Genomic DNA, 21,962 nt, shown 5'->3' with positions numbered 1-21,962 from the left:
GTATTGCGACGCCGTAGCCAGCGCAACCATCGAGCGCTATCGAAACGGCGAATCTTTGACTATAGGCAACGCATCGCCCGCACGGAAAGAAACTTTGGTTCGAACCTAGTATGACCGCGCCGACTAAACGAATCGCTATCCGTCACATATTCATGCGCGGAATCGTTGGTTGCCGATGCCGTGCGCGCTCTGCTTTCATGGAGTCCGCCATCGATCCCATAAGGAGGAAGCCATGAGTTCAGTACTCGAGGTTCAGCAACCGCACTCCGCAGCACATCAGGACATTCGCGTGCGCCGATACAAACCGCTTATCGGCGCAGTCATCGAAAACGTCGACCTGTCCCAACCGCTCAGCGACGCCAACCAGCGAACCGTGAGGCAGGCACTCGTGGATCACGGCGTGATCTTTTTTCGCGAGCAGGAGCTTACGCCCGAGCAGCATGTCGCGCTGGCACGCATCTTCGGCACGCCCATTCGCAAGAACATCTATCTGCCGGCCGTCGCGGGCTTCCCGGAGATCGAGGTCATCGCCCATAGCGAGAAGACGCAATCCGGCGGCACCGACAACTGGCACGTCGATGTTTCATGGCAGGCACAGCCGCCCAAGGCAACCGTCCTTCACGCACAGGAGATTCCCGAAGGGGGCGGCGGCGACACGATCTGGACCTCGTCGGCGGCAGTCTACGACTTGCTGGATCCCGATCTGGCCCGCTACTTCGAGAAGCTGAAAGCGGTCAACACGTTCATCGCTTCGCCGAAAAAGCATGCGCTTGCGGACCTGTTGAGCGGCTACGACATTCCCGAGGGAACGAGCGAGGACAACGTTCAGGCCGGGCTCGAACGGGTGCGCGACGCTTCGCAAAAGTTTCCGCCGATCGAAGTGCCGGTGATCAAAACGCACCCTGAAAACGGCCGCAAGCTGGTGTTCGTCAACGAAGGACATACGAGCCATCTGCTCGGTGTTTCGAAGACGGCGAGTCAGAGCCTGCTGAACTATCTATACGACCTGATCAAGACGCCTGAAGTGCAGGCGCGCTTCGAGTGGAAAGCCGGCGACGTCGCGATCTGGGACAACCGTCAGGTCCAACACTACGCGGCGCGCGACTACGGCTCGGCGCGGCGGCGCATTCACCGCATCACGCTGGAGCACGACGGGGTTTTCTAACTGGGGCTCGGCCTTCGGCATCGGATCACGGAGAAACGGAACATGAAGCAAACGGCTCGACGCTGGCGGCAGCGTGTCACATGGATCTTCTACCTGGCGTCGCTGATCGCGGGCGGATTGTTTTGCGGCGCGTCTGCGTTTGCGCAGACTCCTGAAAAGCTCGAACTGCGCTATCAGGGCTGGGCGAGCAAGGTGCTGTATCCCGAGCTTGCCGAGGATCTGGGCTATCTCGCGCCGATCAAGTTGAAGTGGGTCGGCAATACGATCAGCGGACCGCAGGACATTCAGGCCGCAGTAACCGGAGACGTGGATTTCGGCGGCGCGTTCAACGGATCTATCGTGAAGCTGGTGGCCGCGCATGCGCCTGTGAAGGCCGTGATTTCGTACGTGGGCACCGACAAGGACACCAACGGCGGACTGTTCGTGTTGCAGGGCAGTCCGATTCATGGTCCGCGCGATCTGATCGGGCACAAGGTGGGCGTCAATACGCCGGGTGCGTATGAGCAATACCTGGTGACGGCGTATCTGGAGAAAGCGGGGTTGTCCAAAGATGAAATCGACAAGGTAGTGTTCGTCGCCGCGCCGCCGGTCAACCTCGCGCAGCTTCTCAAGCAGAAGCAGCTCGACGCGGTGTTCCTCGAAGACATCATCAAGGACAAGCAGCTCGCGCAAGGCGGCGCCACGCTGCTGGTCACCGACTATCAACTGTTCGGCTCGTTCGGCTACGCGAGTTATCTGTTCACGGATCGCTTCATCGCGCAGAACCCGAACACGGTGCGCAAGTTCGTCGATGGCACGGCGCGCGCGATCGAATGGGCGAAGACCACGCCGCGCGCCGAAGTGGTCGCGCGTCTGAAGAAGATCGTCGAAGCGCGGCATCGCAACGAGGATACGACGATCGTCGATTACTGGAAGTCGGCGGGCGTCGGCGGCAAGGGCGGCTTGATCGACGCGAACGATTTCACGACATACATCGACTGGTACGTGAAAAACGGCGTGCTGAAGCAGAACCAGGTGAAAGCCGAGAGCATCTACTCGAACCAGTTCAATCCGTTCAATCAGTCGGTGGCGTCCCACTAGGGCGCTATCGCGTCGACTTCCGAGGCCTGCGATGGGTGCTGCAATCGGCGTGCGCAACGTCACGAAAGGTTTTCATCTGAAGCGGCGCGGACACTTCAGCGTGCTGGAGGACGTGTCGTTCAACGTGGCCGCTGGCGAGTTCGTGACGCTCGTCGGACCCAGCGGCTGCGGCAAGACTACGCTGCTCGATCTGATCGCGGGATTGGCGAAGCCCGACCGTGGACAGATTCTCGTCGATGGCCGCGCGGTCGAAGGGCCGGGTCTCGACCGGGGCGTGGTGTTTCAGCAGTACGCGCTGTTTCCGTGGCAGACCGCGCTCGGCAACATCGAGTTCGGCCTCGCGGCGAAAGGCGTGCCGAAACCGGAGCGCACGGAGAAGGCTCGCGCATTCCTCGGACTCGTGGGCCTGAGCGGTTTCGGCGACCGCTATCCGCATGAACTGTCGGGCGGGATGAAGCAGCGTGTTGCGATCGCGCGCGCGTTGTCATTCGAGCCCGACGTGCTGCTGATGGACGAGCCCTTTGCCGCGCTCGACGCTCAGACCCGCGAGACACTGCAAGACGAACTGCTGCGGATCTGGCAACGCACGGGCACCACGATCGTGTTCATCACGCATTCGATCGATGAGGCGATCTATCTCGGGCAGCGCGTGCTGGTGATGGCGGCAGCGCCGGGACGTGTCACGCATGCGCTCGACGTGAATCTGGAGCGGCTCGACCTGAATGAAGACCTGCGCTCCAAACCTGAGTTCGTGCAGCTGAGACACGAGATCTGGCAACTGACGCATCAGCCGCGCGCGGTCTCGCGCGCGGCGGTCGCGCATGCGGCCTGAACCTGGAGCCCGAACGAAGATGAGTACGTTATCCACCCGCTTTTCGTCGGCTGGCTCGTGGGCGACTGGTCTCGTATCGACATTGTCGCGCGTGCTGCGCGGCGGTGTCGTGATCGTCGCGTTCTGTGCGCTGTGGGAGATTCTGCCGCGTGCTGGCTGGATCGACGCGACGTTTCTGCCGCCTTTTTCGACGGTGCTTGGCGCGCTGGTCGAGATGCTGCGTTCGGGCGAGCTTGAACAACACTTGTTCGCCAGCGCGTCGCGAGCGCTCGCGGGGTTCACGATCGCAGTCGCGGTTGGCGTGCCGTTCGGTTTAGTGATTGGCTGGTATCGAACGCTGGCCGAAATGCTCGATCCGCTGCTCGAACTGTTTCGCAATACCGCGCCGCTCGCGCTGCTTCCGGTGTTCGTGCTGGTGCTGGGAATGGGCGAGACCTCGAAGGTGTCGATGGTCGTCTATTCGTGCGTGTGGCCTGTCATGCTCAACACCGTGAGCGGCGTGCGCAACGTCGATCCGCTCCTGATCCGCTCGGCGTTGTCGATGGGACTGACGCCGGTGCAACTGTTTCGCAAAGTCGTATTGCCAGCATCGGTCCCGGCTGTGTTCACCGGCATACGCGTCGCGGCGGCCTATTCGATTCTCGTGCTGATCGCCGCCGAGATGGTCGGCGCGAAGGCGGGGCTCGGCTACCTCGTCAATTACTCGCAATTCACGTTCGAGATTCCGAAGATGTACGCGGGCATCGTCACGCTCGCGCTGCTCGGGCTCGTCTTCAATCACGCGGTGTTGCTTGCGGAGCGGCGGCTCACGGCCTGGAAAGGCGAGCGCTGAGCGCGCTTTGGCTTCGTGAGGGAACGGCAACGGTCATCACAGGAGATGCATTTTCATGACGGACAATCCGGCGAGAAGCGGTGCGCCCAGGGTCACTCACGCGGATAAGGGCACGCGGCACGATGCCGACGTTCTCGTGATCGGCGGCGGTCCCGCCGGCGCGTGGGCGGCGATCAGCGCGTCCGCGCGCGGCGCGCGAGTCGTGCTTGCGGACAAAGGCTTCTGCGGCACGTCGGGCGCGACCGCGCCAGCGGGCACCGGCGTCTGGTATGTGCCGCCGGACGGGACATCGCGCGCTGCCGCGAAAGCGAGCCGCTTCAAGCTCGGCGGCGAACTCGCGGACCAGTCGTGGATGGATCGCGTGCTGGAGCAGACCTGGCTGAACGTGCAGCAACTCGCGGAGTGGGGCTATCCGTTCCCGCTCGACGAAACCGGCACCGAGCGGCGCACGTCGCTGCAAGGGCCTGAGTACATGCGGCTGATGCGCAAGCGCGTCAAGGAGGCGGGCGTGCGCATCCTTGACCACAGCCCCGCGCTCGAATTGCTGATCGACGAGGACGGCACGGTGTCGGGTGCTGCGGGTGTCGATCGTCAGGCGGGCGAGCAGTGGCTCGCGCGCGCGGGCGCAGTGGTGATCGCGACGGGCGGCTGCGCGTTTCTCAGCAACGCGCTCGGCTGCAACGTGCTGACGGGCGACGGCCAGCTGATGGCCGCCGAAGTGGGCGCGGTTCTGTCGGGCATGGAGTTCTCGAATGCGTATGGACTTGGGCCCGCGTTTTCGTCGGTGACCAAATCGCTGTTTTACAACTGGGCGACTTTCTACTATCGCGACGGATCGGCGATTCCCGGCGCGGGATCGTCTCATGGGCGCGGTGTGATCGCTCAGGTTCTGGAGAGCCAGCCGGTGTACGCGCGCCTCGATCGCGCCGACGAACAGGTCCGCGCATGGATGCGCAAGGCGCAGCCCAACTTCTTTCTGCCGTTCGACCGTCAGGGCATCGACCCATTCGCGCAGCGGTTTCCCGTTACGCTGCGCCTCGAAGGCACGGTGCGTGGAACCGGTGGTCTGCATCTGATCGACGAGTCCTGCGCGACGTCCGCCGAGGGCTTGTATGCGGCTGGCGATGCGGCCACGCGCGAGCTCATCTGCGGCGGCTTTACCGGAGGCGGCAGCCATAACGCGGCGTGGGCGATGTCGTCCGGCTTTTGGGCCGGCGCGGGCGCAGCGGACTATGCGCGCTCACGACGGGGCGCTACGCGCTCAACATGCGTCGTGCGCGCCGGAGGCGTGGCGCTGCGCGACGGCGGCGGCAGTGCGCCTTATGACGCCGATGAAGTCATCCGGGGCGTGCAGCAGGAAGTGTTTCCCACGCAACGCAACTGGACGCGCGACGGCGCGCTGCTCGAAGACTCGCTGACGCGCCTGGATACGCTATGGCAGCGGGTACGCCGGGCGGCTCCAGCACGCAGCGCACAGGAGGCCGTGCGTGCGCGCGAGGCGGCAGCGATGCTGGCAACCTCGCGCTGGATGTATCGCAGCGCGTTGCAACGCACCGAGACGCGCGGCATGCATCGGAGGAAGGAGCATGCGACGCCGGACCCGGCGCAGCGCGAACGGTTGTTGAGCAGCGGACTGGACAGAGTGTGGGTCGAAAGACTGGATGCACGACGCTCGGCGGATTTCGTCAAAGGAGTTGCCGCATGATCGAGATTGTCGATAGCGAGCGCTGCACCGGCTGCAATATCTGCGTGCGGGCGTGTCCGGTCAACGTGTTCGAGGTCGTGCCGAACGAACCGCCGCGTATCGAGCGTCAGAGCGATTGCCAGACATGCTTCATGTGCGAACTGTATTGCCCGGAAGATGCGCTCTTCGTCGCGCCGCAAGTCGAGCCGTTGCCGAAGGGGGAAGTGCGTCCGGTCGAATTCGGTCAGTACCGTCGCGCGATTGGCTGGGGGCGCGACCGGCAGCCTACCGCCGATCAGGACGCGAGTTTCGAATTGCTGGCTCGTGTTCATTGAACGGCATAAGTCTTCGGGTGCGCAGAATTAGCTTATGTTCGACGCGCTGCCACGCTTAGCCCATATACATCGTTGAGCTTACCGCGCGGACTCCGCGCAAGAGGCGCGGCAAAGCGCGTCGAAGAAGCCGGTTTCGGGCGGCACCCTCACCTGGGGCGTGACGACCGAGCCCGCGTGATCCGATCCGCGTCGCGACGGCTCCTATTCCCGGATAAGCCACGTCTCCCCCGAACGTGGCATCGCATCACGCGCTGGACGCGCACTCACCTATTGATGCGTTGCTGACATGCAAAACATAAATATTGAATAAATATAAACATATCGAAATCGAATAATTCTCACGCGGGTCCTTCCTCGCTACTCTGTGCTGACTATCTTCGGCGAGGACTTATGACCCCTTCCGTTCCAGCGTCTTTTTCCACGCGGCGACGCGTGTTGCGTGCGCTCACTGCAGCGCCGCTCGCCGCAATGGCCGCCGCGGCACGTGGGCAAAGCGTGTCCGCGGCCAGTCCAAACGCGAGCACGGCAAGCAACGGCGTAACGCTGGTGCTCGGCGATCAGGCCGGCGGCACGCGGGCGCTGATCGAAGCATCGAATGTACTGGACGGCGCACCTTACGCATACCGCTGGGCTAACTTCCAGGGCGCCGCGCCCTTGTTCGAAGCGCAACGCGCGGGCGCCGTCGATCTCGCGCCTGCGGGCGACCTGCCAGTGCTCGCCGCGGCAGTGGGCGACCCGTCGTTGAAAATCGTGGCGACCCGCGTCGGGTCGGGCGCGCAACTCGGCATCCTGGTGAGCCCGAATTCGACTATTCGCACCGTGGCCGACCTCAAGGGGCGCACGGTGTTCGTCTCGTCGGCGCGCGGCAGCATTTCGCAGTTCCAGCTTTATGGCGCGCTGGCGGAAGCGGGTTTATCAAAAGATGACGTCAACGTGCGCTTCATTCTGCCGGTCGACGCGTTCGCCGCCTTCGCGTCCGGTTCGATCGAAGTGTGGGCGACCTTCGACCCGTACTACGGAATCGCCGTGCAGCGCGGCGGCAGGGTGCTGCGCGACGGCAGCGGGATCAACAGCGGCCTCGGCTTCATCACTGCGTCGGGCAACTCGCTGACGGACCCGCGCAAACGCGCGGCGATTGCCGATGTCCTGAAGCGCTATCAACGCGCCGGCGATTGGGCCCTTGCGAACCCCGATGCCTATGCGCAGATCTACGCGACGCTCACGCGCTCGCCACTCGACGCCGCGAAGCAGATCACGCAGCGCGCTTCGCTGAAGCAGCACTTCGTCACCGACGCGGACATCGAAGCGCTGCAAAAAGTAGCCGACAGCGCGAACCGCGACGCGATCCTGCCACGCCGGATCGACGTGCGCGCGATCTCGGAAACCCATCTTGCCAGCGCATGACCTCGACTGACGGAGCGCGACATGTCCACGCAAACACAAACTTTCCCTCGGGCCAATCTTGCCGCCGATGCCGCGAGCACTGCGCGGCACGACCCCAAGCTGATCGTGTCCGGGCTCGCCGCGCTTGGATGGCTCGGCGGCGCGGCGATCACGCAGTGGTGGCCCGCACTCGACGACTGGCCATACACGCGTGAACTGCTGATCCTCAAGCTGCTGTTCGCGGTGTTATCGGCGGGTATCGGCGTGGCGGGCTGGAGAGTGAATGCCTCGACACACGCGGCAAGCGCAAAGCGTCTGCGCGTGCAGGCGTGGCTCAACGCGGCGCCCTGGCTGTTGGCGCTGTCTATCGGATTGACGGCATGGGAAGTGGTCACCGCGCAGCTCGAATGGCTGCCGCGTCCGTTCTTCGCGCCCCCGCAAGCATTGCTCGCCGTCTATGCGGACGATCTGCCGAGACTCGCGTCGAGCGTCGGCCACTCGTTCGTGTTGCTCGCGTATGGCTACGTGTGCGGCGCGCTGGCGGGCTTCGTGATCGGCGTCAGCATCGGCTGGTCGAAGGCGGTGGGGTATTGGCTTCATCCGATCCTGCGCCTTGTGGGTCCGTTGCCCGCCACCGCGTGGCTGCCGCTCGCCTTCTTCTTTTTCCCGTCGAGCTTCAGTGCAAGCGTGTTCCTGATCGCACTCGCTGCCGCGTTCCCGGTCGCCGTGCTCACATGGTCCGGTGTAGCGAGCGTGAGTTCCGCGTATTACGACGTGGCCCGCACTCTCGGCGCGCGGCCATCGTTCCTGATTCTTCGCGTCGCCATTCCGGCTGCGTTGCCTTCTGTATTCGTCGGGCTGTTCATGGGTCTGGGCGCGTCGTTCGCGGTGTTGATCATCGCGGAGATGATGGGCGTGAAAGCGGGCCTCGGCTGGTATCTGCAATGGGCGCAGGGCTGGGCCGCCTATTCGAACATGTACGCCGCGCTGCTCGTGATGGCGCTGATGTGCTCGGGGCTCATCACGTTGCTGTTTCGCGTGCGTGACCGTCTGCTGACATGGCAAAAAGGATTGCTCAAATGGTAGCCGCTTCTCTGTCTCAATCGTTTTCCGGGTCGTTTCGGCAGGCGTCGTCCGCTCACGCGCGGCGAGGCACGCGAGTCGATGTGCGCGAGGTCAGCCATCAATTCACGCTGCGCGGCGAGGCGCTGCCCGTGCTCGACAACATCAGCCTCACGGTCGAGCCCGGCGAGTTCGTCGCGCTGCTCGGCGCTAGCGGCTGCGGCAAATCGACGTTGCTGAGGCTCGTCGCCGGCCTCGATGCGCCCGCGCGCGGCGAGATCCACGCAGACGGCGAAGCGATCGCTGGTCCCGATCCGTCGCGCGTCGTCGTGTTTCAGGACCCGACGCTGTTTCCGTGGCGCACGGTGCGCGACAACGTCGGGCTCGGTCCCCAGGCGCAGCGCAAAGCACGCGGCGATCAGGCGAAGCGCGAAACTGCGGAACGTATCGACGCAGCGCTGCAGACGGTCGGCCTGTCCGCGTTTGCGAACGCGTTTCCGCATCAACTGTCGGGCGGGATGGCGCAGCGCGCGGCACTCGCGCGCGCGCTGGTCAATAACCCGCGCCTTCTCGTGCTCGACGAACCGTTCGGCAAGCTCGATTCGCTGACGCGTATCCGCATGCAGGCGGAACTCGTGCGGCTGTGGCAGGCGGAAAGGTTTTCCGTGCTGCTCGTCACACACGACGTCGAGGAAGCGCTGTACGTCGCGAACCGCGTGATCGTGCTGAGCGAACGGCCGGCGCGCATCGTTTCCGAGGTTCGCAACGACGCGCCGTATCCGCGCCATCGCGACGATCCCGCGCTGGTGTCGTTGCGCCGCGATGTACTGGGGCTGCTGGGCCTCGAAACGTAGCCCGCGCGCAGACGCGGCCATAGACCATCCACTCAAGCACAGGGAAGCAACACGATGAACCATACCGACGACAATCAGCCATCGAACGCCGCGCGCCGCGTGTGGCTGCGCAACACCGCGTGGGCCGCCGGCGCTGCTGCGCTGGGCGGCGCGGCGTTCGGACTGCCGGGCGTGCGCGCATCGGCTGACGAAGCGCTGAAGCCGCTCAAGCTTTCATGGAACGCGTCGGCGATCTGCACCGCGCCCGTGCCGGTCGCGGAGAAGCAGGGTTTTTTCCGCAAGCATGGCTTGCAAGTTGAACTGGTCAACTTCGCAGGCTCGACCGACCAGCTGCTCGAAGCGATCGCAACCGGCAAATCGGATGCAGGCGTCGGCATGGCGCTGCGCTGGATCAAACCGCTTGAACAGGGCTTCGACGTGAAACTGACGGCGGGCATTCACGGCGGCTGCATGAGACTGCTCGCGACGAAGGCGTCGGGGATCGTCGATCTTCAGGGGCTTAAGGGACGCACGGTCGGCGTGAGCGACATGGCGAGCCCCGCGAAGAATTTCTTCGCGGTCACGCTAAAGAAGATCGGCGTCGATCCGGACAACGATGTGCACTGGCGTCAATATCCCGCTCCGCTGCTTGGCGAAGCATTGAAAAAGGGCGAAGTGCAGGCGATCGCCGATGGCGACCCGACCATCTGGACCTTGCGCGAAGGCGACCATTTGCAGGAAGTGTCGAACAACCTGTGCGGCGAGTACGCGAACCGTGTGTGCTGCGTGCTGGGCGTGCGCGGCTCGCTGATCCGCAAGGACCGCGCGACGGCGCAAGCGCTGACTCAGGCCTTGCTCGAAGCGACCGAGTGGACCGCGAACAACCCCGCGCAGGCCGCCGCGATCTTCGCGCCGAACGCGCCGGGCGCGAATGTCGAGCAACTGACGGCGATGCTCAAGAGCCATACGGACCACCATCATCCGGTGGGCGATGCGTTCAAGAAGGAAATCGCGCTCTATGCCGACGATCTGAAATCGGTCGGCGTGTTGAACGACGGTACCAATTCGGACCGTTTCGCGGCGCGTGTGTTTTCGGACGTGCTTGCCTGACGTGCAAAAAGCCGCGACGCGCGCCTGGTTAGCAGGCGCGCGTCGGTTGCGTGAGAGAGATAATCAAGCGGGTGCCGTTTGGCGCGCGACGGCGGCGCGCACCACAGGCAACAGATCCCGGCCATACGCCAGCGCATCTTCGAGCGGATCGAAGCCGCGAATCAGGAAGGTCGATACGCCTAGCTTGTGATATTCGAGCAGCGCGTCGGCCACCTGTTGCGGCGTGCCGACCAGCGACGTCGAATTGCCCGCCGCACGCGTGAGCGCGGTAATGCCGGTCCACAGTCGCGTATCGACGACATTGCCCTTATCGGCTTCGGCGAGCAGCCGTTGCGAGCCGACGTTCTGCGGGTTCTTCGGCCGGCGCGTGAAATTCGGCGACGTGGCGACAATGTCTTTCGCGCGCTCGAGAATGGATTCGGCGCGCGCCCATGCGGCGTCTTCGGTGGGCGCGATGATGGGACGCAGAGACAGGCTGAAACGCACATGCTGTTCGCGGCCATAGCGCGCGGCGGCTTTGCGCACCTTCGCGATGGTCTCTTCGACGGCCGCGAGCGACTCGCCCCACAGCGCGTAGACGTCGGCGTGCTTGCCCGCGACCTCGATCGCCGGCTCGGACGATCCGCCGAAATACACCGGCAAATGAGACCGCTGCAACGGACGAATCTGCGACTTGTGGCCCGTCACGCGGTAAAACGCGCCATCGTGATCGAACGGTTGATCGCTGGTCCAGGAGCGCTTGACCACATCGAGATATTCGTCGGTGCGCCGATACCGGTCAGCGTGCGACAGATAATCGCCATCGCGCTGCTGCTCCGCGTCGTCGCCGCCCGAGATGATGTGCACGGCAGCGCGTCCCGCGCTGAAGTGATCGAGTGTCGCGAGCTGCCGCGCGGCGAGCGTCGGCGCGACGAAGCCCGGACGATGCGCGAGCAGGATGCCCAGGCGCTTCGTCTGCTGCGCGACGAACGACGCAATCTGGAAGCCGTCGGGCGACGCGCTCGAGTGCGCAATCAGCACACGGTCGAAGCCGCCATATTCATGCGCTTGCGCGACGGCGGCAATGTACGGCGGATTGACCGCAGGTCCTTTCGGCAAATGAATCTCGCTCGATTCCTGATGGCTCACATAGCCGATGAATTCGACGCTCATCTGGGTTCGCTCCTCGTGGGTGAAGTGATGGTGAATGCGGCGCGGCCCAGATTGCCGAGCACGGTGTCGTTCTGCGGTGTGTGAATGCGCGCGCACAGCACGTCGCGGTAGTGGCGCTCCAGTGCGTTGTTGCGACTGAGGCCAGGATTGCTGCTCGCTTCGAGTGCGAGCTCGACGGCATCGATAGCGTGCTGGCTGACGAGATACTTGATGGTCGGCGCTTCGACCGTACCGATCTGGCCGGCTGCGCCTGCATTGAGCAGCACGCGGTTGTTGAACAGCAGCGCATCGATGCGCCCCACCGTCTGCTGAAAACTGTCGAGCGTCGATAGCGGGGCGTTCAGTCCCGAAGGCACGCGTTGCGCCGCCCACTGCACGAACCAGTCGCGCGCGGCGCGTGCGACGCCGTCGTAGATCGATGGCAGCAACACGTTCATCCACAGGCTCGTCACCGGGTCCATGCCGTTGGTCGGGCCGGGCGGTTGAAGATCGACGGCCTGGTCGAACGGTACGCGTACGTTGTCGAAGATCACTTCGTGGCTGCCCGTCGCGCGCATGCCCAGATGATTCCACGGCTCGCCGAAACGGATGCCCGGCGTGTCGCGATGAACGAGCCACGTGCCGACTCGCGGTGCCGCTTCGTCCGTGCGTCCCCACACGGCGAACCAGGTCAGACCGGGACTGCCCGTCGAATACAGCTTGCGGCCGCTCAGTATCCAATGATTGCCTTCGCTGCGGCCAACCGTGGCGGGCAGACCGCCACGCGAAGGTGAGCCGAGTTCGGGCTCGACGCGCAACGAGTTGATCAGCGCGCCGCGTTCGACGGCATCGCGCGCAATGCGTTGTTTCAGCGCGAGTGGCCAGTTTTGATTGGCTTGCAGGCGCAAATGGTAGAGGCATTGCATGACGAGAATCAGCGCCGTCGAAGGTTCGCCGCGCGCTACCGCGCGGACCACTTTGAGCGCCTGTGTAAGCGTGGCTTCGCGTCCGCCGAGCGCGCGCGGCACGGTCAGCGAAAGCAGGCCCGCGCGACGCAGACGGGCGAGGTTCTCGTGCGGGAAGATCGGGCCGGCGTCGAGCGCGGCGGCGCCTGCGCCGAATTCGGCCGTCAGCGCGGCGAGCCACGCATCGGCTTGCGGACTGTCGAGATCGGCGAGTGCTTCGAGCGCATCGGCGTCGCGTTCTACATCGGCAAGCGCGGCTTCGGGTTGACGGCTGGTCATGGTCGGTCGGTTCACTGTGCGGAGAGCGGAAATTGCCGGTCGAAACTCTTCGTGACATCGAGCGGTGTCTTGATCACATCCGCACGGTGATAGAGATCGGCCGTCTTTTGCTGTTCGGCGATGAGGCCATCGTCGATGACGACGGGATGCAGTTGCGCGCGCTGATACACGGTCTTCAGCACTTCGGGCGGTAAGCCCGTCACTTTCGATTGCATTGCGGCCACTTCGTCCGGATGCGAGAGCGCCCAGCGCTGGCCGGCCGCGACGCGCTTGAGGAAATCGGCGATTTCGGCATGCTTGTCCTTGATGGACGTTTCGGTCGCAGCCTGGAAGCTAAGGCCAGAAGACAGATTGACGCCATTCGCGATGCTGCGATCGTGATCGCGCTGCTCGGCGAGCGCGACATACGGGTCCCACGTGGACCACGCGTCGACGTTGCCGGACGCGAGCGCTGCTTTTGCGTCGGCGGGCTGCATGAAGCGCAGCGATACATCCGAGAGCTTGATGCCCGCGCGTTCGAGTGTCGCGATCGCGAGGTAATGGCCGATTGAGCCGCGCGTGGTCGCGATGCGCTTGCCCTTGAGATCGGCGGCCGTCCTGATGGGCGATGCGTCAGGCACGATGATCGCGAGATCCGTCGGCGTCGAGCGCGTTGCGGCTACTGCACGCACTCGCGCGCCCGCTGCGTACGCGAAGATCAGCGGCGCATCGCCGAGGCCGCCGACGTCGATTGCCCCCGCGTTGAGCGCCTCTCCCAGCGGTTGCGCAGCAGGGAAGTTGAACCATTCGATCTTGTAGGGCACGTCCTTCAACTGGCCTGACGCTTCGAGTATGCCTCGCGTCTGCAACTGCTGGTCGCCGACTTTCAGCGTCGTGTCTGCCAGCGCGACAGGCGATGCGCTCGCGACGATCGCGCAAATCAGAAGGCCGGAAAATCTTTGCAGGAATCGATTGGGAAAAAAGTGCATGAGGGAGCGCAGCATGAGGTAGTTGGATAAGAACACACGATACGGTCGCAGGTTTTATAAGGCAAACGCATTGTTCTTCTTTGTTAATATGCGTGGGAGGAAAACGGAAAGCGGGAAGTACCGCTTGAGCATGCGGGCGGTTGCACGCTAATGTCGCTCCACCAACACTTCAATCAACGACAAGATCATCCATGAAACTCGATGAAATCGAGGCCTTCGTTGCCGTCGTGCGCAGCCAGTCGCTGAGTCAGGCCGCCGATTCTCTCGCACTGACGCAACCTGCCGTGACGCGCCGCATCCAGAACTTCGAAGAGGCGCTCGGCGTCGAGCTGCTCGATCGCAATACGAAACCGCTGAAGACGACGCCGATGGGCCGCGTCGTTTTCGAGCAATGCCGTGTCATCGTGCGCGAGGTGGACGCGCTCAGGCATCTGGTCGCGGACGACGCGCCACTCGCGGGTGTATTGCGCCTCGGCGTCGCACAGACGGTTGCCGATGTGGCGATGCTGAAGGCTCTCCATACGCTGCGCAGTGCGCATCCCGAGTTGCGGGCGCGGGTGTCGACGGGATGGGGCAACCCGCTGCTGCAGAAGGTCGACGAGGGCGAACTGGATGCGGCGTTCGTGCTGCTGCCAACGAACCGGGCGTTACAGGAAACGCTCGCAGGCGAAACGCTGGGCGAACTGAAGCTGGCTGTGGTCGCGCAAAAGGGCAGCATGAAGAAGCGTGCTTATGCGCTCGCCGAATGCGAGGCGTATGGCTGGGTGTTAAATCCCGATGGCTGCGGTTTTCGCGCGGGCTTGCAGCAGGCTCTCGCGGCGAAAGGCTACACGCTGAAGCTCAACCTCGAAACGCTCGGCACAGAATTGCAGCTCGGACTCGTCGCCGACGGCGTTGGCCTGGGGCTGGTTCCGCTGCCGTTGCTGCGCAGCAGCGTGCATGCAGCGCACCTCGACGTGGTTCAGATCACCGACTTCAAACCTGAAATCGCCGTGTGGATCGTACGTTCGCGCGCGTTGGGCAAGATGCAGTCCGCGCTCGCCGTACTCGCGGAAAGCGTCGAACAGAGCTTCAAGGCGGCGGCACGCCTGTCACGCGCCGCCTGATGGCGCGCTTAGATCACGAAAAACCCATGCGTGCCGTCGCGATCGAGTTGCGCGACGAGGCCGTATTCCCATTCCAGATACGCGTTCATCGCTTCGCGCGCATTGTCGGTCCCTTCATACGGACGACGATAACGATCGATACGCGGCGAAGCGAGCCGGGCGTCTCCCGATTCGGTCGCAAATCCCGCACGTATCCACGCTGATGTGCCGCCCTCCAGCACATGCACGGGCTTACCCGTTAGCGAGGCAACTTCGGGGGCCGCGAACGGTGCGAGCGCGTTGGTCGCGCAGGTGACGACATAACGTTTCGCGTCGGGCAGCGCGCGAAGATCGTCGACATCGTTCGACAGGCGCGAACGCACAATCCAGTGCGCACCCGGAATATGCGCCTTCACGTGGTTCGCGCTCGACGTAACGTCGATCACCACGGTGCGGCTCGATGGATCGGCGAGCAGCGCGGCGAGTTCTTCCGCGGATAAAGCGGGGGTGTGCGCGGGCTCCGGCTTCGTGCTGCGCCAGGGGCCACTAGCCGTGAGTTCCTGTCCGGCAGCGTCATCGATCACGTAGACGTCGATGTTCATCTGCGCGAGCCAAGATGCTGTCATGTTGGCGCGCACGCCGTCGTCGTCGAACAGCACGACGCGCGCGCCGCGCACGGGCGCGAACATGTCCGTCTCCTGCACGAGCTGGCCGCCCGGCGCGCCCTGAAACCCCGGTGCATGCGCGCGTTCGTATTCGGCAGGCGTGCGCACATCGAAGCGATACGTGGTGCGCGACGGATCGGACGCCCAGCGAGCGGCTTCATCGGGCGTCGTGCGTTGGACGCCCGCGCGGTCGGCGAGCGCGCGCGCTGCGGTGCGCGATGCAGCGAGGTTCGTCTGATCGAGACCGGCCTCGGCATCGAACCGACGGCTGCTGCCGTGCTCCAGCGTCTGCCCCGCGAGCGTCCAGCCGATGGTGCCGTTGCGCAGCGCCGCGACGGGGTTCGGCAGCCCCGCATTGACTAGCGATTGCGTGCCGATGATGCTGCGTGTGCGGCCCGCGCAATTGACGATCACACGCGTTTTAGGATCTGGCGCGAGCGCTCGCGCGCGCAGCACGAGTTCCGCGCCGGGCACGCTGATGCTGCCGGGAATGTTCATCGTCTGATATTCGTCGAAGCGTCGCGCGTCGAGCACGACGACGTCGTCACCGCTTTCAAGCAGGGTTCCGACCGCCTCGGCGGAAAGCGAAGGCGTATGCCGCTGCGCTTCGACGAATTCGCCGAAAGCCTTGCTCGGCACGTTGACGTCGCGGAACACTTCTCCGCCGGCGCGAATCCATCCGTCGAGTCCGCCCGCCAGCAGCGCGATCTGCGTGTAGCCGAGCGAAGCGAGCTTGTCGCCGGCGCGCGTCGCAAGTCCTTCGCCTGCGTCGAATAGCACGATGGGCACGTCGCGGCGCGGCAAACGCGTGTACGCGTCGAGTTCGATCTTCGACAGCGGAAAATTCGCGGCGAAAAGCGGATGAGCCTGTGCGTGCGGGTCTTCCTCGCGCACATCGAGCAGCGCGATTTCTCGGCGCGCGAGCAGCGCTTCGCGCACGTCTTCATACGTGCGGACGGGATATGACGTCATGAAAGAGGTATTTCCTTGCTGAGATCCCACAGGTTGGGGAGCGTGTCGTTCGAATAGCCTGAAATAAAGGGTTTTGGCCGCTCGTTTGGCGGATACGTGGAGCGGCGCACCGCGCCGATGTTCGCACCATAAACGTGGATGCTGACGGACGTGCGGTCGTCGTACGCATTGCGCACGCGATGAATGTCGCCGATGGCGGGCGACACCGCTTCGACATCGCCCGCTTCGAGACGTACTTCGGCGCCCGCCACGCATAGCGTGCCGTCGTCGTTGCGCGCGTAGGGTGCGGCAAGTTCCGCGCCGCGCAGCACACCGATGAGTCCCCACACGGTGTGATCGTGAATCGGCGTCTGCTGGCCCGGACCCCAGACGAAGCTGACGACGCTAAAGCGTTGACGTGCGTCGGCGTAGAGCAGAAATTGCTGGTAGCGTTCGACGGACGGCTGCGCGTAGGCATTGGGCAGCCAGTCGTCGACGCGGATCAGTTCGCGCAGCGCAAGCGCGGCCTGATCGAGCAGCCCGGCTTCATCGACGCCGGCATCGACGAGTTCCGCAATCTCGCCGACAAAGTGCCTCAGTTTGTGAATGGCCATCAGTCGAGCAACTCCCGTTCGCTTTCGATCAGCCCTTCATACAGACTGTCGAATGCATGACGCGCACCGTTTGCGCGGCCGACCTGCTGATGCGTGAGGTCTGCCATGTCGTGAGGAATCGGCTGCGGCGTGCCTGCCGCTTCCGCGAGCAGTTGAGCGTGGCATGCGTTGTCGAGCGCGATGTACCACCATGCAGCTGCTTCGACTGTTGGGCCTGCTGTCAGAATGCCATGATTCTTCAGGATCACGGCCTTGCGCGACCCGAGGGCATCTGCAATGCGCGCGCCTTCCGTCGTATCGAGCACGACGCCACGAAAATCATCGAACAGCGCGTGGTCTTCGTAGAACGCGCACGAGTCCTGCGTCAACGGATCGAGCTTTCGGCCGAGCGTCGACCATGCCTTGCCATACAGCGAATGCGTGTGAGCGGCTGCGACGACATCGGGGCGCGCCTCGTGAATGGCAGCGTGAATGGCAAACGCAGCCTGATTCACAGGACCATCGCCCACCACGATTTCGCCGTGGCGATTCACCAGCAGCAGATCGGACACGCGCATGCGGCCGAAATGCCGACCCAGCGGATTGACCCAGAAGTGATCGGTCCATTCGGGATCGCGCGCGGTGATATGGCCCGCGAGACCTTGCGCAAAGCCATATTGCGCGAACAGTCGAAATGCGCCCGCAAGACGTTGCTGACGATGCAGACGTTCTTCTGCAAGCGTACGTTGAGGTTCCGGTTCTTCGTCGAACCAGAACTTGCGCACGGGTGCGTGACGCCGCACGAGCGACGGTTGATCGGCGGCGAGAAGGGTGCTCATGATCGCTCCTGTCAGGCGGCGCGGCGTTCGCGGGACGTGAGTTCGCGGGTCGCGGGAATCAGTTCCCGCCCATAGTCGATGGCGTCTTCGAGCGGATCGAAGCCGCGAATCAGGAAGGTCGTCACGCCGAGTTCATGATATTCGGCGAGCGTCTGTGCGACTTGCGCCGGCGTGCCGACAAGCGCAGTGGAATTCGAGCGGCCGCCGATTTCTTTTGCCACGGCGGTCCAGAGACGTTCGTCCGCGCGTACGCCGTCGCCGGATGCCGCGAGCAGGCGACGCGCGCCTTCGCTTTGCTGCGGACCGCCGCGCGAGAAGCCCTGTTCGACACGCAGGCGACGTGTCTCTTCGAGGATGTGTTCTGCGCGCTCCCATGCGGCACTTTCCGTCGCGGCAAGGATCGGCCGGAACGACACGGAGAAGCGCACGCTGCGGCCGTGTTTCGCGGCTTCGGCGCGCACGCGCGTCACCTGTTCGTGCACCTGCTGTTTCGATTCGCCCCACAGCGCATAGACATCGGCATGTTTGCCGGCCACGGCGAGCGCGGGCTCGGATGCACCGCCGAAATAGATGGGCACATGCGGCGACTGTTTCGGCTTGACCTCGGAGAACGCCTTTTCTACGCGGTAGAAGCGGCCTTCGTGATCGAACGGCTGATCTTCCGTCCACACGCGACGCAGAATCTGCAGGTATTCGTCGGTGCGCGCGTAACGATCGTCGTGACTCAGGAAGTCGCCGTCGCGCCGTTGATCTTCGTCGCTGCCGCCGGAGATGAAGTGCACACCGAGCCGGCCGCCCGAGAAGTGATCGAGCGTGGCGATCTGCCGGGCCGCGAGCGTCGGGGCGACAAAGCCCGGGCGATGCGCGAGCATGAAATGCACTTTCGATGTCACGCTCGCCGCGTAGGCGATCGTGATCGTCGCATCGGGGCTCGTCGAACTGTGCGGGACCAGAATGCGGTCGAAGCCGGCGTTCTCGTGCGCCTGCGCAAAGGCGCGCACGTAGTCGGTATCGATAGCGGGCCCTTGCGGAAGATGCGTTTCCGACACCTTGCGCTGTTGAATCATGCCGATGAATTCGACGCTCATGTTAGTTCCTTGCGGAAATCCGTTTTGATGAGGAAATACATGTCACAACAGACGCAACGATGAACGAAGCGCCTGCGGATGATCGAAACGAGGCTAACACTACGTTATGCAAAGACTAAATAGTAAATTCAGATAAACATATAGAGATCGCATGTTGCGCAAGCCATCTGCAACGCTTTCATATCGCGTTTTACGATTTCCATTCGAAAATCGCTTCGTAGACCGGGTTTTTGCGTGACTCTATTATCGGCTCTCCCCGGACTGAGCGCGGCGAGGTGTTATCTAACGGCCAAATGGGTTCCCAGTCCATTCCCGCACGTGGAAGTCCGTGGAGGCGTGATCTGAGCCTCTTGCAGTCGCGAGCGCTTTGAATCAATACATTCCATTGACGAGAGTCGAGTATGAATCAAGCTTTGTCCACATTACGGCGTTTCTTTTTAGCTCGAAACGCGTCGGCAGTCCACGCTATCCTCTTCGTGCTGGCCTTCAGTACGTCATCCGCATTCGCGGGCGACGCACCGACACTCAAGATCGGCACATCGACCAGCCCGCAAATCGAAGCGTTGAAGACCGCGGCTCAGGAAGCCAAACAGCAAGGGCTCGACGTCAAGATCATCGAATTCACCGACTGGAATACGCCGAACGCCGCCCTCGCGAACAAGGATATCGACGTCAATTATTTCCAGCACATTCCCTTCCTCGAAAACGCCAAGAAGCAGGGTGGTTACAACTTCGTGGCGATTGCTCCCGGCACGATCATGAAGATCGGCCTCTATTCGAAGAAGGTAAAGCGCTTTGAGGATCTGAAGGATGGTGCCACGGTTGCGATCGCGAACGATCCCGTCAACGGCGGTCGCGGACTGCTCCTGCTGCAACGCGCTGGACTTATCAAGCTGAAGCCTGGCGTCGACTACCGCGCGACCACGCTGGATATCGTCGATAACCCGAAGCATCTGAAGATCGTTGCCCTCGAGGCGTCGCAGCTGGCACGCTCGCTCGATGACGTCGATCTCGCGCAGGGCTATCCGAGCTTTATCAAACTCGCGGGCACGGCCGATCCGAATAGCGCGCTGTTGTTCGATGGCCTCGAAAACAAGAACTTTGCGATTCAATGGGTGGTGCGCCCGGAAAGCGTCAACGACCCGCGCATCCTCAAGTTCATTTCGATCTACCAGCATTCGCATGCTGTGCGAGTTGCGCTCGATAAGGCGTTCGGCAATCTGTACGCTGTCGCGTGGTGAGACGAGGATCGGCAAGGAATTCCACATGACCCATCTGCTCGACGCTGCGCGCTTCATCGAGGAAGAATCGGCATTCGCCGTCGGAGCGCCCCAGCACGGCACCGCACCTGCCGTCGTATTCGACGCCGCAGGCAAGGTATTCAAGCCGGCACGCGGTCAGCCCGCCGTCGCGTTGACGAACGTACGGTTGAATGTGCGTCGTGGCGAGATATTCGGCATCATCGGGCGCAGCGGAGCGGGCAAGTCGACCTTGCTGCGCCTTGTCAATGGACTCGAAAAGCCGTCCTCGGGAGCGGTGCTCGTGAACGGCGTGAGCGTCGGCGAACTCGACGAGAGCGGACTCGTCACATTGCGTCGGCGCATCGGCATGGTTTTCCAGCACTTCAACCTGCTGTCGGCGAAAACGGTCTATGACAATATCGCGTTGCCGCTCAGGATCGCGGGCGTGTCCCGGGCGGCCATCGAAGAGAAAGTCTCGGCCCTGCTCGATCTCGTCGGGTTGTCGGCCAAGCGAAACGCATTTCCGGCGAGTCTTTCGGGCGGGCAGAAGCAGCGCGTCGGCATTGCACGTGCGCTGGTACACGATCCCGACATTTTGCTGTGCGACGAAGCGACCTCTGCGCTCGACCCGGAGACGACACAGTCGATTCTCGCGTTGTTACGCGATATCAACCGGCGTCTCGGTCTGACGATCATTCTCATCACGCACGAAATGGGCGTGATACGCGAAGCCTGCGACACCGTCGCTGTCATCGAGCAGGGCGCCGTAGTCGAAACAGGCCCCGTGTGGCGAGTGTTCGGCGAGCCACAGCATGACGCGACGCGCGCGCTGTTGCGCACATTGGTGCACGCCCTTCCCGACGATCTTGCCGCCCGCCTGAAGCCGGCGAGCAATCCTGCATTGCTTGGCGAGGCGGCCGATGTTCTGCTTGACGTGCGCTACACGGGGGCCAGCGGAAACGATCCGGACCTTGCGGCATTGAGCTCGGCGTTGACGGTGGACGGCGGCGCGGTGAGCTTCGTGCATGGCGGAATCGACCGCATTCAGGGACATGCACAGGGGCGTCTCGTGCTGGCGGCGCGGTTGTCGGCGCATGAGAGGTCAGAGGATGCATTCGCGAGCCGCATCGCCGTGCTGGTTGAGCGTGCGCGGCGACACGCGGATCACGTGGAGGTGCTTGGCTATGTCTGAACTGTGGCTTTCGGAACTGACGGGTGCGATTCGTGACACGTTGCTGATGGTCGGCATTTCGGCATGCATCGCGTTGATCGTCGGTATTCCGCTTGCGCTGGTGCTCGTCACGACCACGCGGGGTGGTATCTACGAGCGACGCACTGTGAATTCGACGCTTGGCGGTCTCGTCAACGCGCTGCGCTCGACGCCGTTCATCATTTTGCTCGTCGCGCTGTTGCCGCTCACGCGTGTTCTGGTCGGCACGACGATCGGCGTGTGGGCTGCGATCGTGCCGCTCTCTATCGCAGGGATTCCATTCTTTGCCCGCGTTGCCGAAGTCAGTCTGCGCGAAGTGGATCGCGGTCTGATCGAAGCCGCCCAGGCGATGGGTGCGCAGCGCCGCCACATCATCTGGCATGTACTGCTGCCGGAAGCGCTGCCGGGCATCCTGGGCGGATTCACGATCACGATCGTGGCGATGATCGGCTCGTCCGCGATGGCGGGCGCCGTCGGTGCGGGCGGGCTTGGCGATCTCGCGATCCGTTATGGCTACCAGCGCTTCGACACGACTGTGATGGTGACGGTCATCGTGTTGCTCATCGCGATTGTCACGGCGGTGCAGGTCGTCGGGGACCGCCTCGTTCGCCGTCTCGCGCGACGGGCGTGA

The 21,962-nt window shown here is 63.4% G+C and carries 21 protein-coding genes; 14 read left to right on the top strand and 7 right to left on the bottom strand.

What is annotated here, in order from left to right:
- Positions 1-232: 232 nt before the first annotated feature.
- The 10 genes from VSR82_RS30960 (at position 233) to VSR82_RS30915 (ending at position 10,316) form a co-directional block, all read left to right on the top strand.
- Entirely contained in the window at positions 233-1,165 is a 933-nt protein-coding gene (locus VSR82_RS30960) for a TauD/TfdA dioxygenase family protein (RefSeq protein WP_368581759.1), read from the top strand.
- Between the two features lie 42 nt (positions 1,166-1,207).
- Entirely contained in the window at positions 1,208-2,245 is a 1,038-nt protein-coding gene (locus tag VSR82_RS30955; RefSeq protein ID WP_410848276.1) for an ABC transporter substrate-binding protein, read from the top strand.
- Between the two features lie 31 nt (positions 2,246-2,276).
- On the top strand, positions 2,277-3,077 hold the full coding sequence (locus VSR82_RS30950) for an ABC transporter ATP-binding protein (protein ID WP_368581761.1): 801 nt from the start codon (positions 2,277-2,279) through the stop codon (positions 3,075-3,077).
- Between the two features lie 19 nt (positions 3,078-3,096).
- Positions 3,097-3,909: an ABC transporter permease gene (locus VSR82_RS30945; RefSeq protein WP_429455697.1), complete on the top strand. Its 813-nt coding sequence runs from the start codon at positions 3,097-3,099 to the stop codon at positions 3,907-3,909.
- 55 nt (positions 3,910-3,964) lie between these two features.
- Positions 3,965-5,614, top strand: coding sequence for an FAD-dependent oxidoreductase (locus VSR82_RS30940; protein WP_429455696.1), 1,650 nt, complete (start codon positions 3,965-3,967; stop codon positions 5,612-5,614).
- Positions 5,611-5,928: a 4Fe-4S binding protein gene (locus VSR82_RS30935; protein WP_368581764.1), complete on the top strand. Its 318-nt coding sequence runs from the start codon at positions 5,611-5,613 to the stop codon at positions 5,926-5,928. The genes VSR82_RS30940 and VSR82_RS30935 overlap by 4 nt, the downstream gene beginning before the upstream one ends.
- 390 nt (positions 5,929-6,318) lie before the next feature.
- The gene (locus tag VSR82_RS30930) at positions 6,319-7,332 is read left to right on the top strand and encodes an ABC transporter substrate-binding protein (RefSeq protein WP_429455695.1); all 1,014 of its coding nucleotides are present in this window, start codon (positions 6,319-6,321) and stop codon (positions 7,330-7,332) included.
- A gap of 21 nt (positions 7,333-7,353) precedes the next feature.
- Positions 7,354-8,397 carry an ABC transporter permease gene (locus tag VSR82_RS30925; RefSeq protein ID WP_368581767.1) on the top strand — a complete coding sequence of 348 codons (1,044 nt, stop codon included), beginning with the start codon at positions 7,354-7,356 and terminating at the stop codon, positions 8,395-8,397.
- Entirely contained in the window at positions 8,391-9,227 is an 837-nt protein-coding gene (locus VSR82_RS30920) for an ABC transporter ATP-binding protein (RefSeq protein WP_410848283.1), read from the top strand. The genes VSR82_RS30925 and VSR82_RS30920 overlap by 7 nt, the downstream gene beginning before the upstream one ends.
- 54 nt (positions 9,228-9,281) lie before the next feature.
- Positions 9,282-10,316, top strand: a complete 1,035-nt coding sequence (locus VSR82_RS30915; protein ID WP_368581769.1) for an ABC transporter substrate-binding protein — start codon at positions 9,282-9,284, stop codon at positions 10,314-10,316.
- Positions 10,317-10,379: 63 nt separating this feature from the next.
- On the opposite strand, the gene VSR82_RS30910 is transcribed toward VSR82_RS30915, so the two are convergent.
- From VSR82_RS30910 to VSR82_RS30900, 3 genes are read right to left on the bottom strand one after another with little or no spacing between them, the layout of a single operon-like run.
- The gene (locus tag VSR82_RS30910) at positions 10,380-11,468 is read right to left on the bottom strand and encodes an LLM class flavin-dependent oxidoreductase (RefSeq protein ID WP_429455694.1); all 1,089 of its coding nucleotides are present in this window, start codon (positions 11,466-11,468) and stop codon (positions 10,380-10,382) included.
- On the bottom strand, positions 11,465-12,691 hold the full coding sequence (locus VSR82_RS30905; protein WP_498858310.1) for an acyl-CoA dehydrogenase family protein: 1,227 nt from the start codon (positions 12,689-12,691) through the stop codon (positions 11,465-11,467). Before VSR82_RS30905 ends, VSR82_RS30910 begins: the two co-directional genes overlap by 4 nt.
- A gap of 11 nt (positions 12,692-12,702) precedes the next feature.
- Positions 12,703-13,659, bottom strand: a complete 957-nt coding sequence (locus tag VSR82_RS30900) for an ABC transporter substrate-binding protein (protein ID WP_410848496.1) — start codon at positions 13,657-13,659, stop codon at positions 12,703-12,705.
- Between the two features lie 191 nt (positions 13,660-13,850).
- Between VSR82_RS30900 and VSR82_RS30895 the strand changes: the two genes are divergently transcribed.
- Positions 13,851-14,765 (top strand): LysR family transcriptional regulator, encoded by a 915-nt coding sequence (locus tag VSR82_RS30895; protein WP_368581773.1) that lies wholly within the window; start codon positions 13,851-13,853, stop codon positions 14,763-14,765.
- A gap of 8 nt (positions 14,766-14,773) precedes the next feature.
- Here the strand turns inward: VSR82_RS30895 and VSR82_RS30890 are convergent, their stop codons facing one another.
- Genes VSR82_RS30890 through VSR82_RS30875 form a run of 4 tightly spaced genes read right to left on the bottom strand, consistent with a single transcriptional unit; the run spans position 14,774 to position 18,880 of the window.
- Positions 14,774-16,381, bottom strand: coding sequence for a rhodanese-related sulfurtransferase (locus VSR82_RS30890; RefSeq protein WP_429455692.1), 1,608 nt, complete (start codon positions 16,379-16,381; stop codon positions 14,774-14,776).
- Positions 16,378-16,974: a cysteine dioxygenase family protein gene (locus tag VSR82_RS30885; protein ID WP_410848289.1), complete on the bottom strand. Its 597-nt coding sequence runs from the start codon at positions 16,972-16,974 to the stop codon at positions 16,378-16,380. The genes VSR82_RS30890 and VSR82_RS30885 overlap by 4 nt, the downstream gene beginning before the upstream one ends.
- A complete protein-coding gene (locus VSR82_RS30880) occupies positions 16,974-17,792 on the bottom strand; it encodes a class II aldolase/adducin family protein (RefSeq protein ID WP_410848290.1) in 819 nt (272 codons plus the stop codon). The genes VSR82_RS30885 and VSR82_RS30880 overlap by 1 nt, the downstream gene beginning before the upstream one ends.
- A gap of 11 nt (positions 17,793-17,803) precedes the next feature.
- On the bottom strand, positions 17,804-18,880 hold the full coding sequence (locus VSR82_RS30875; RefSeq protein WP_410848291.1) for an LLM class flavin-dependent oxidoreductase: 1,077 nt from the start codon (positions 18,878-18,880) through the stop codon (positions 17,804-17,806).
- Between the two features lie 401 nt (positions 18,881-19,281).
- Here VSR82_RS30875 and VSR82_RS30870 point away from each other — a divergent pair, with 401 nt between their 5' ends.
- The 3 genes from VSR82_RS30870 to VSR82_RS30860 are packed head-to-tail and all read left to right on the top strand — an operon-like array spanning position 19,282 to position 21,962.
- Positions 19,282-20,121 (top strand): MetQ/NlpA family ABC transporter substrate-binding protein, encoded by an 840-nt coding sequence (locus VSR82_RS30870; protein WP_498858309.1) that lies wholly within the window; start codon positions 19,282-19,284, stop codon positions 20,119-20,121.
- A 25-nt stretch (positions 20,122-20,146) separates the two neighbouring features.
- Positions 20,147-21,313 carry a methionine ABC transporter ATP-binding protein gene (locus VSR82_RS30865; protein WP_429455688.1) on the top strand — a complete coding sequence of 389 codons (1,167 nt, stop codon included), beginning with the start codon at positions 20,147-20,149 and terminating at the stop codon, positions 21,311-21,313.
- On the top strand, positions 21,306-21,962 hold the full coding sequence (locus tag VSR82_RS30860) for a methionine ABC transporter permease (protein ID WP_410848293.1): 657 nt from the start codon (positions 21,306-21,308) through the stop codon (positions 21,960-21,962). Before VSR82_RS30865 ends, VSR82_RS30860 begins: the two co-directional genes overlap by 8 nt.

Origin of the sequence: Burkholderia sp. JPY481, assembly GCF_038900515.1 — a bacterium.
GTDB lineage: Bacteria > Pseudomonadota > Gammaproteobacteria > Burkholderiales > Burkholderiaceae > Paraburkholderia > Paraburkholderia youngii.
The sequence above is the reverse complement of the archived record's forward strand: the minus strand, read 5'-3'. Positions and strand labels throughout refer to the sequence as shown.

Bases quoted from the DNA above. Each gene is read 5' to 3' on its own strand.
- VSR82_RS30900 (WP_410848496.1), bottom strand. From the start codon at position 13,659: ATGCACTTTTTTCCCAATCGATTCCTGCAAAGATTTTCCGGCCTTCTG.
- VSR82_RS30885 (WP_410848289.1), bottom strand. From the start codon at position 16,974: ATGGCCATTCACAAACTGAGGCACTTTGTCGGCGAGATTGCGGAACTC.
- VSR82_RS30940 (WP_429455696.1), top strand. From the start codon at position 3,965: ATGACGGACAATCCGGCGAGAAGCGGTGCGCCCAGGGTCACTCACGCG.
- VSR82_RS30960 (WP_368581759.1), top strand. From the start codon at position 233: ATGAGTTCAGTACTCGAGGTTCAGCAACCGCACTCCGCAGCACATCAG.
- VSR82_RS30945 (WP_429455697.1), top strand. From the start codon at position 3,097: ATGAGTACGTTATCCACCCGCTTTTCGTCGGCTGGCTCGTGGGCGACT.
- VSR82_RS30895 (WP_368581773.1), top strand. From the start codon at position 13,851: ATGAAACTCGATGAAATCGAGGCCTTCGTTGCCGTCGTGCGCAGCCAG.
- VSR82_RS30880 (WP_410848290.1), bottom strand. From the start codon at position 17,792: ATGAGCACCCTTCTCGCCGCCGATCAACCGTCGCTCGTGCGGCGTCAC.
- VSR82_RS30925 (WP_368581767.1), top strand. From the start codon at position 7,354: ATGTCCACGCAAACACAAACTTTCCCTCGGGCCAATCTTGCCGCCGAT.
- VSR82_RS30955 (WP_410848276.1), top strand. From the start codon at position 1,208: ATGAAGCAAACGGCTCGACGCTGGCGGCAGCGTGTCACATGGATCTTC.
- VSR82_RS30915 (WP_368581769.1), top strand. From the start codon at position 9,282: ATGAACCATACCGACGACAATCAGCCATCGAACGCCGCGCGCCGCGTG.
- VSR82_RS30920 (WP_410848283.1), top strand. From the start codon at position 8,391: ATGGTAGCCGCTTCTCTGTCTCAATCGTTTTCCGGGTCGTTTCGGCAG.
- VSR82_RS30910 (WP_429455694.1), bottom strand. From the start codon at position 11,468: ATGAGCGTCGAATTCATCGGCTATGTGAGCCATCAGGAATCGAGCGAG.
- VSR82_RS30905 (WP_498858310.1), bottom strand. From the start codon at position 12,691: ATGACCAGCCGTCAACCCGAAGCCGCGCTTGCCGATGTAGAACGCGAC.
- VSR82_RS30865 (WP_429455688.1), top strand. From the start codon at position 20,147: ATGACCCATCTGCTCGACGCTGCGCGCTTCATCGAGGAAGAATCGGCA.
- VSR82_RS30860 (WP_410848293.1), top strand. From the start codon at position 21,306: ATGTCTGAACTGTGGCTTTCGGAACTGACGGGTGCGATTCGTGACACG.
- VSR82_RS30950 (WP_368581761.1), top strand. From the start codon at position 2,277: ATGGGTGCTGCAATCGGCGTGCGCAACGTCACGAAAGGTTTTCATCTG.
- VSR82_RS30935 (WP_368581764.1), top strand. From the start codon at position 5,611: ATGATCGAGATTGTCGATAGCGAGCGCTGCACCGGCTGCAATATCTGC.
- VSR82_RS30875 (WP_410848291.1), bottom strand. From the start codon at position 18,880: ATGAGCGTCGAATTCATCGGCATGATTCAACAGCGCAAGGTGTCGGAA.
- VSR82_RS30930 (WP_429455695.1), top strand. From the start codon at position 6,319: ATGACCCCTTCCGTTCCAGCGTCTTTTTCCACGCGGCGACGCGTGTTG.
- VSR82_RS30890 (WP_429455692.1), bottom strand. From the start codon at position 16,381: ATGACGTCATATCCCGTCCGCACGTATGAAGACGTGCGCGAAGCGCTG.
- VSR82_RS30870 (WP_498858309.1), top strand. From the start codon at position 19,282: ATGAATCAAGCTTTGTCCACATTACGGCGTTTCTTTTTAGCTCGAAAC.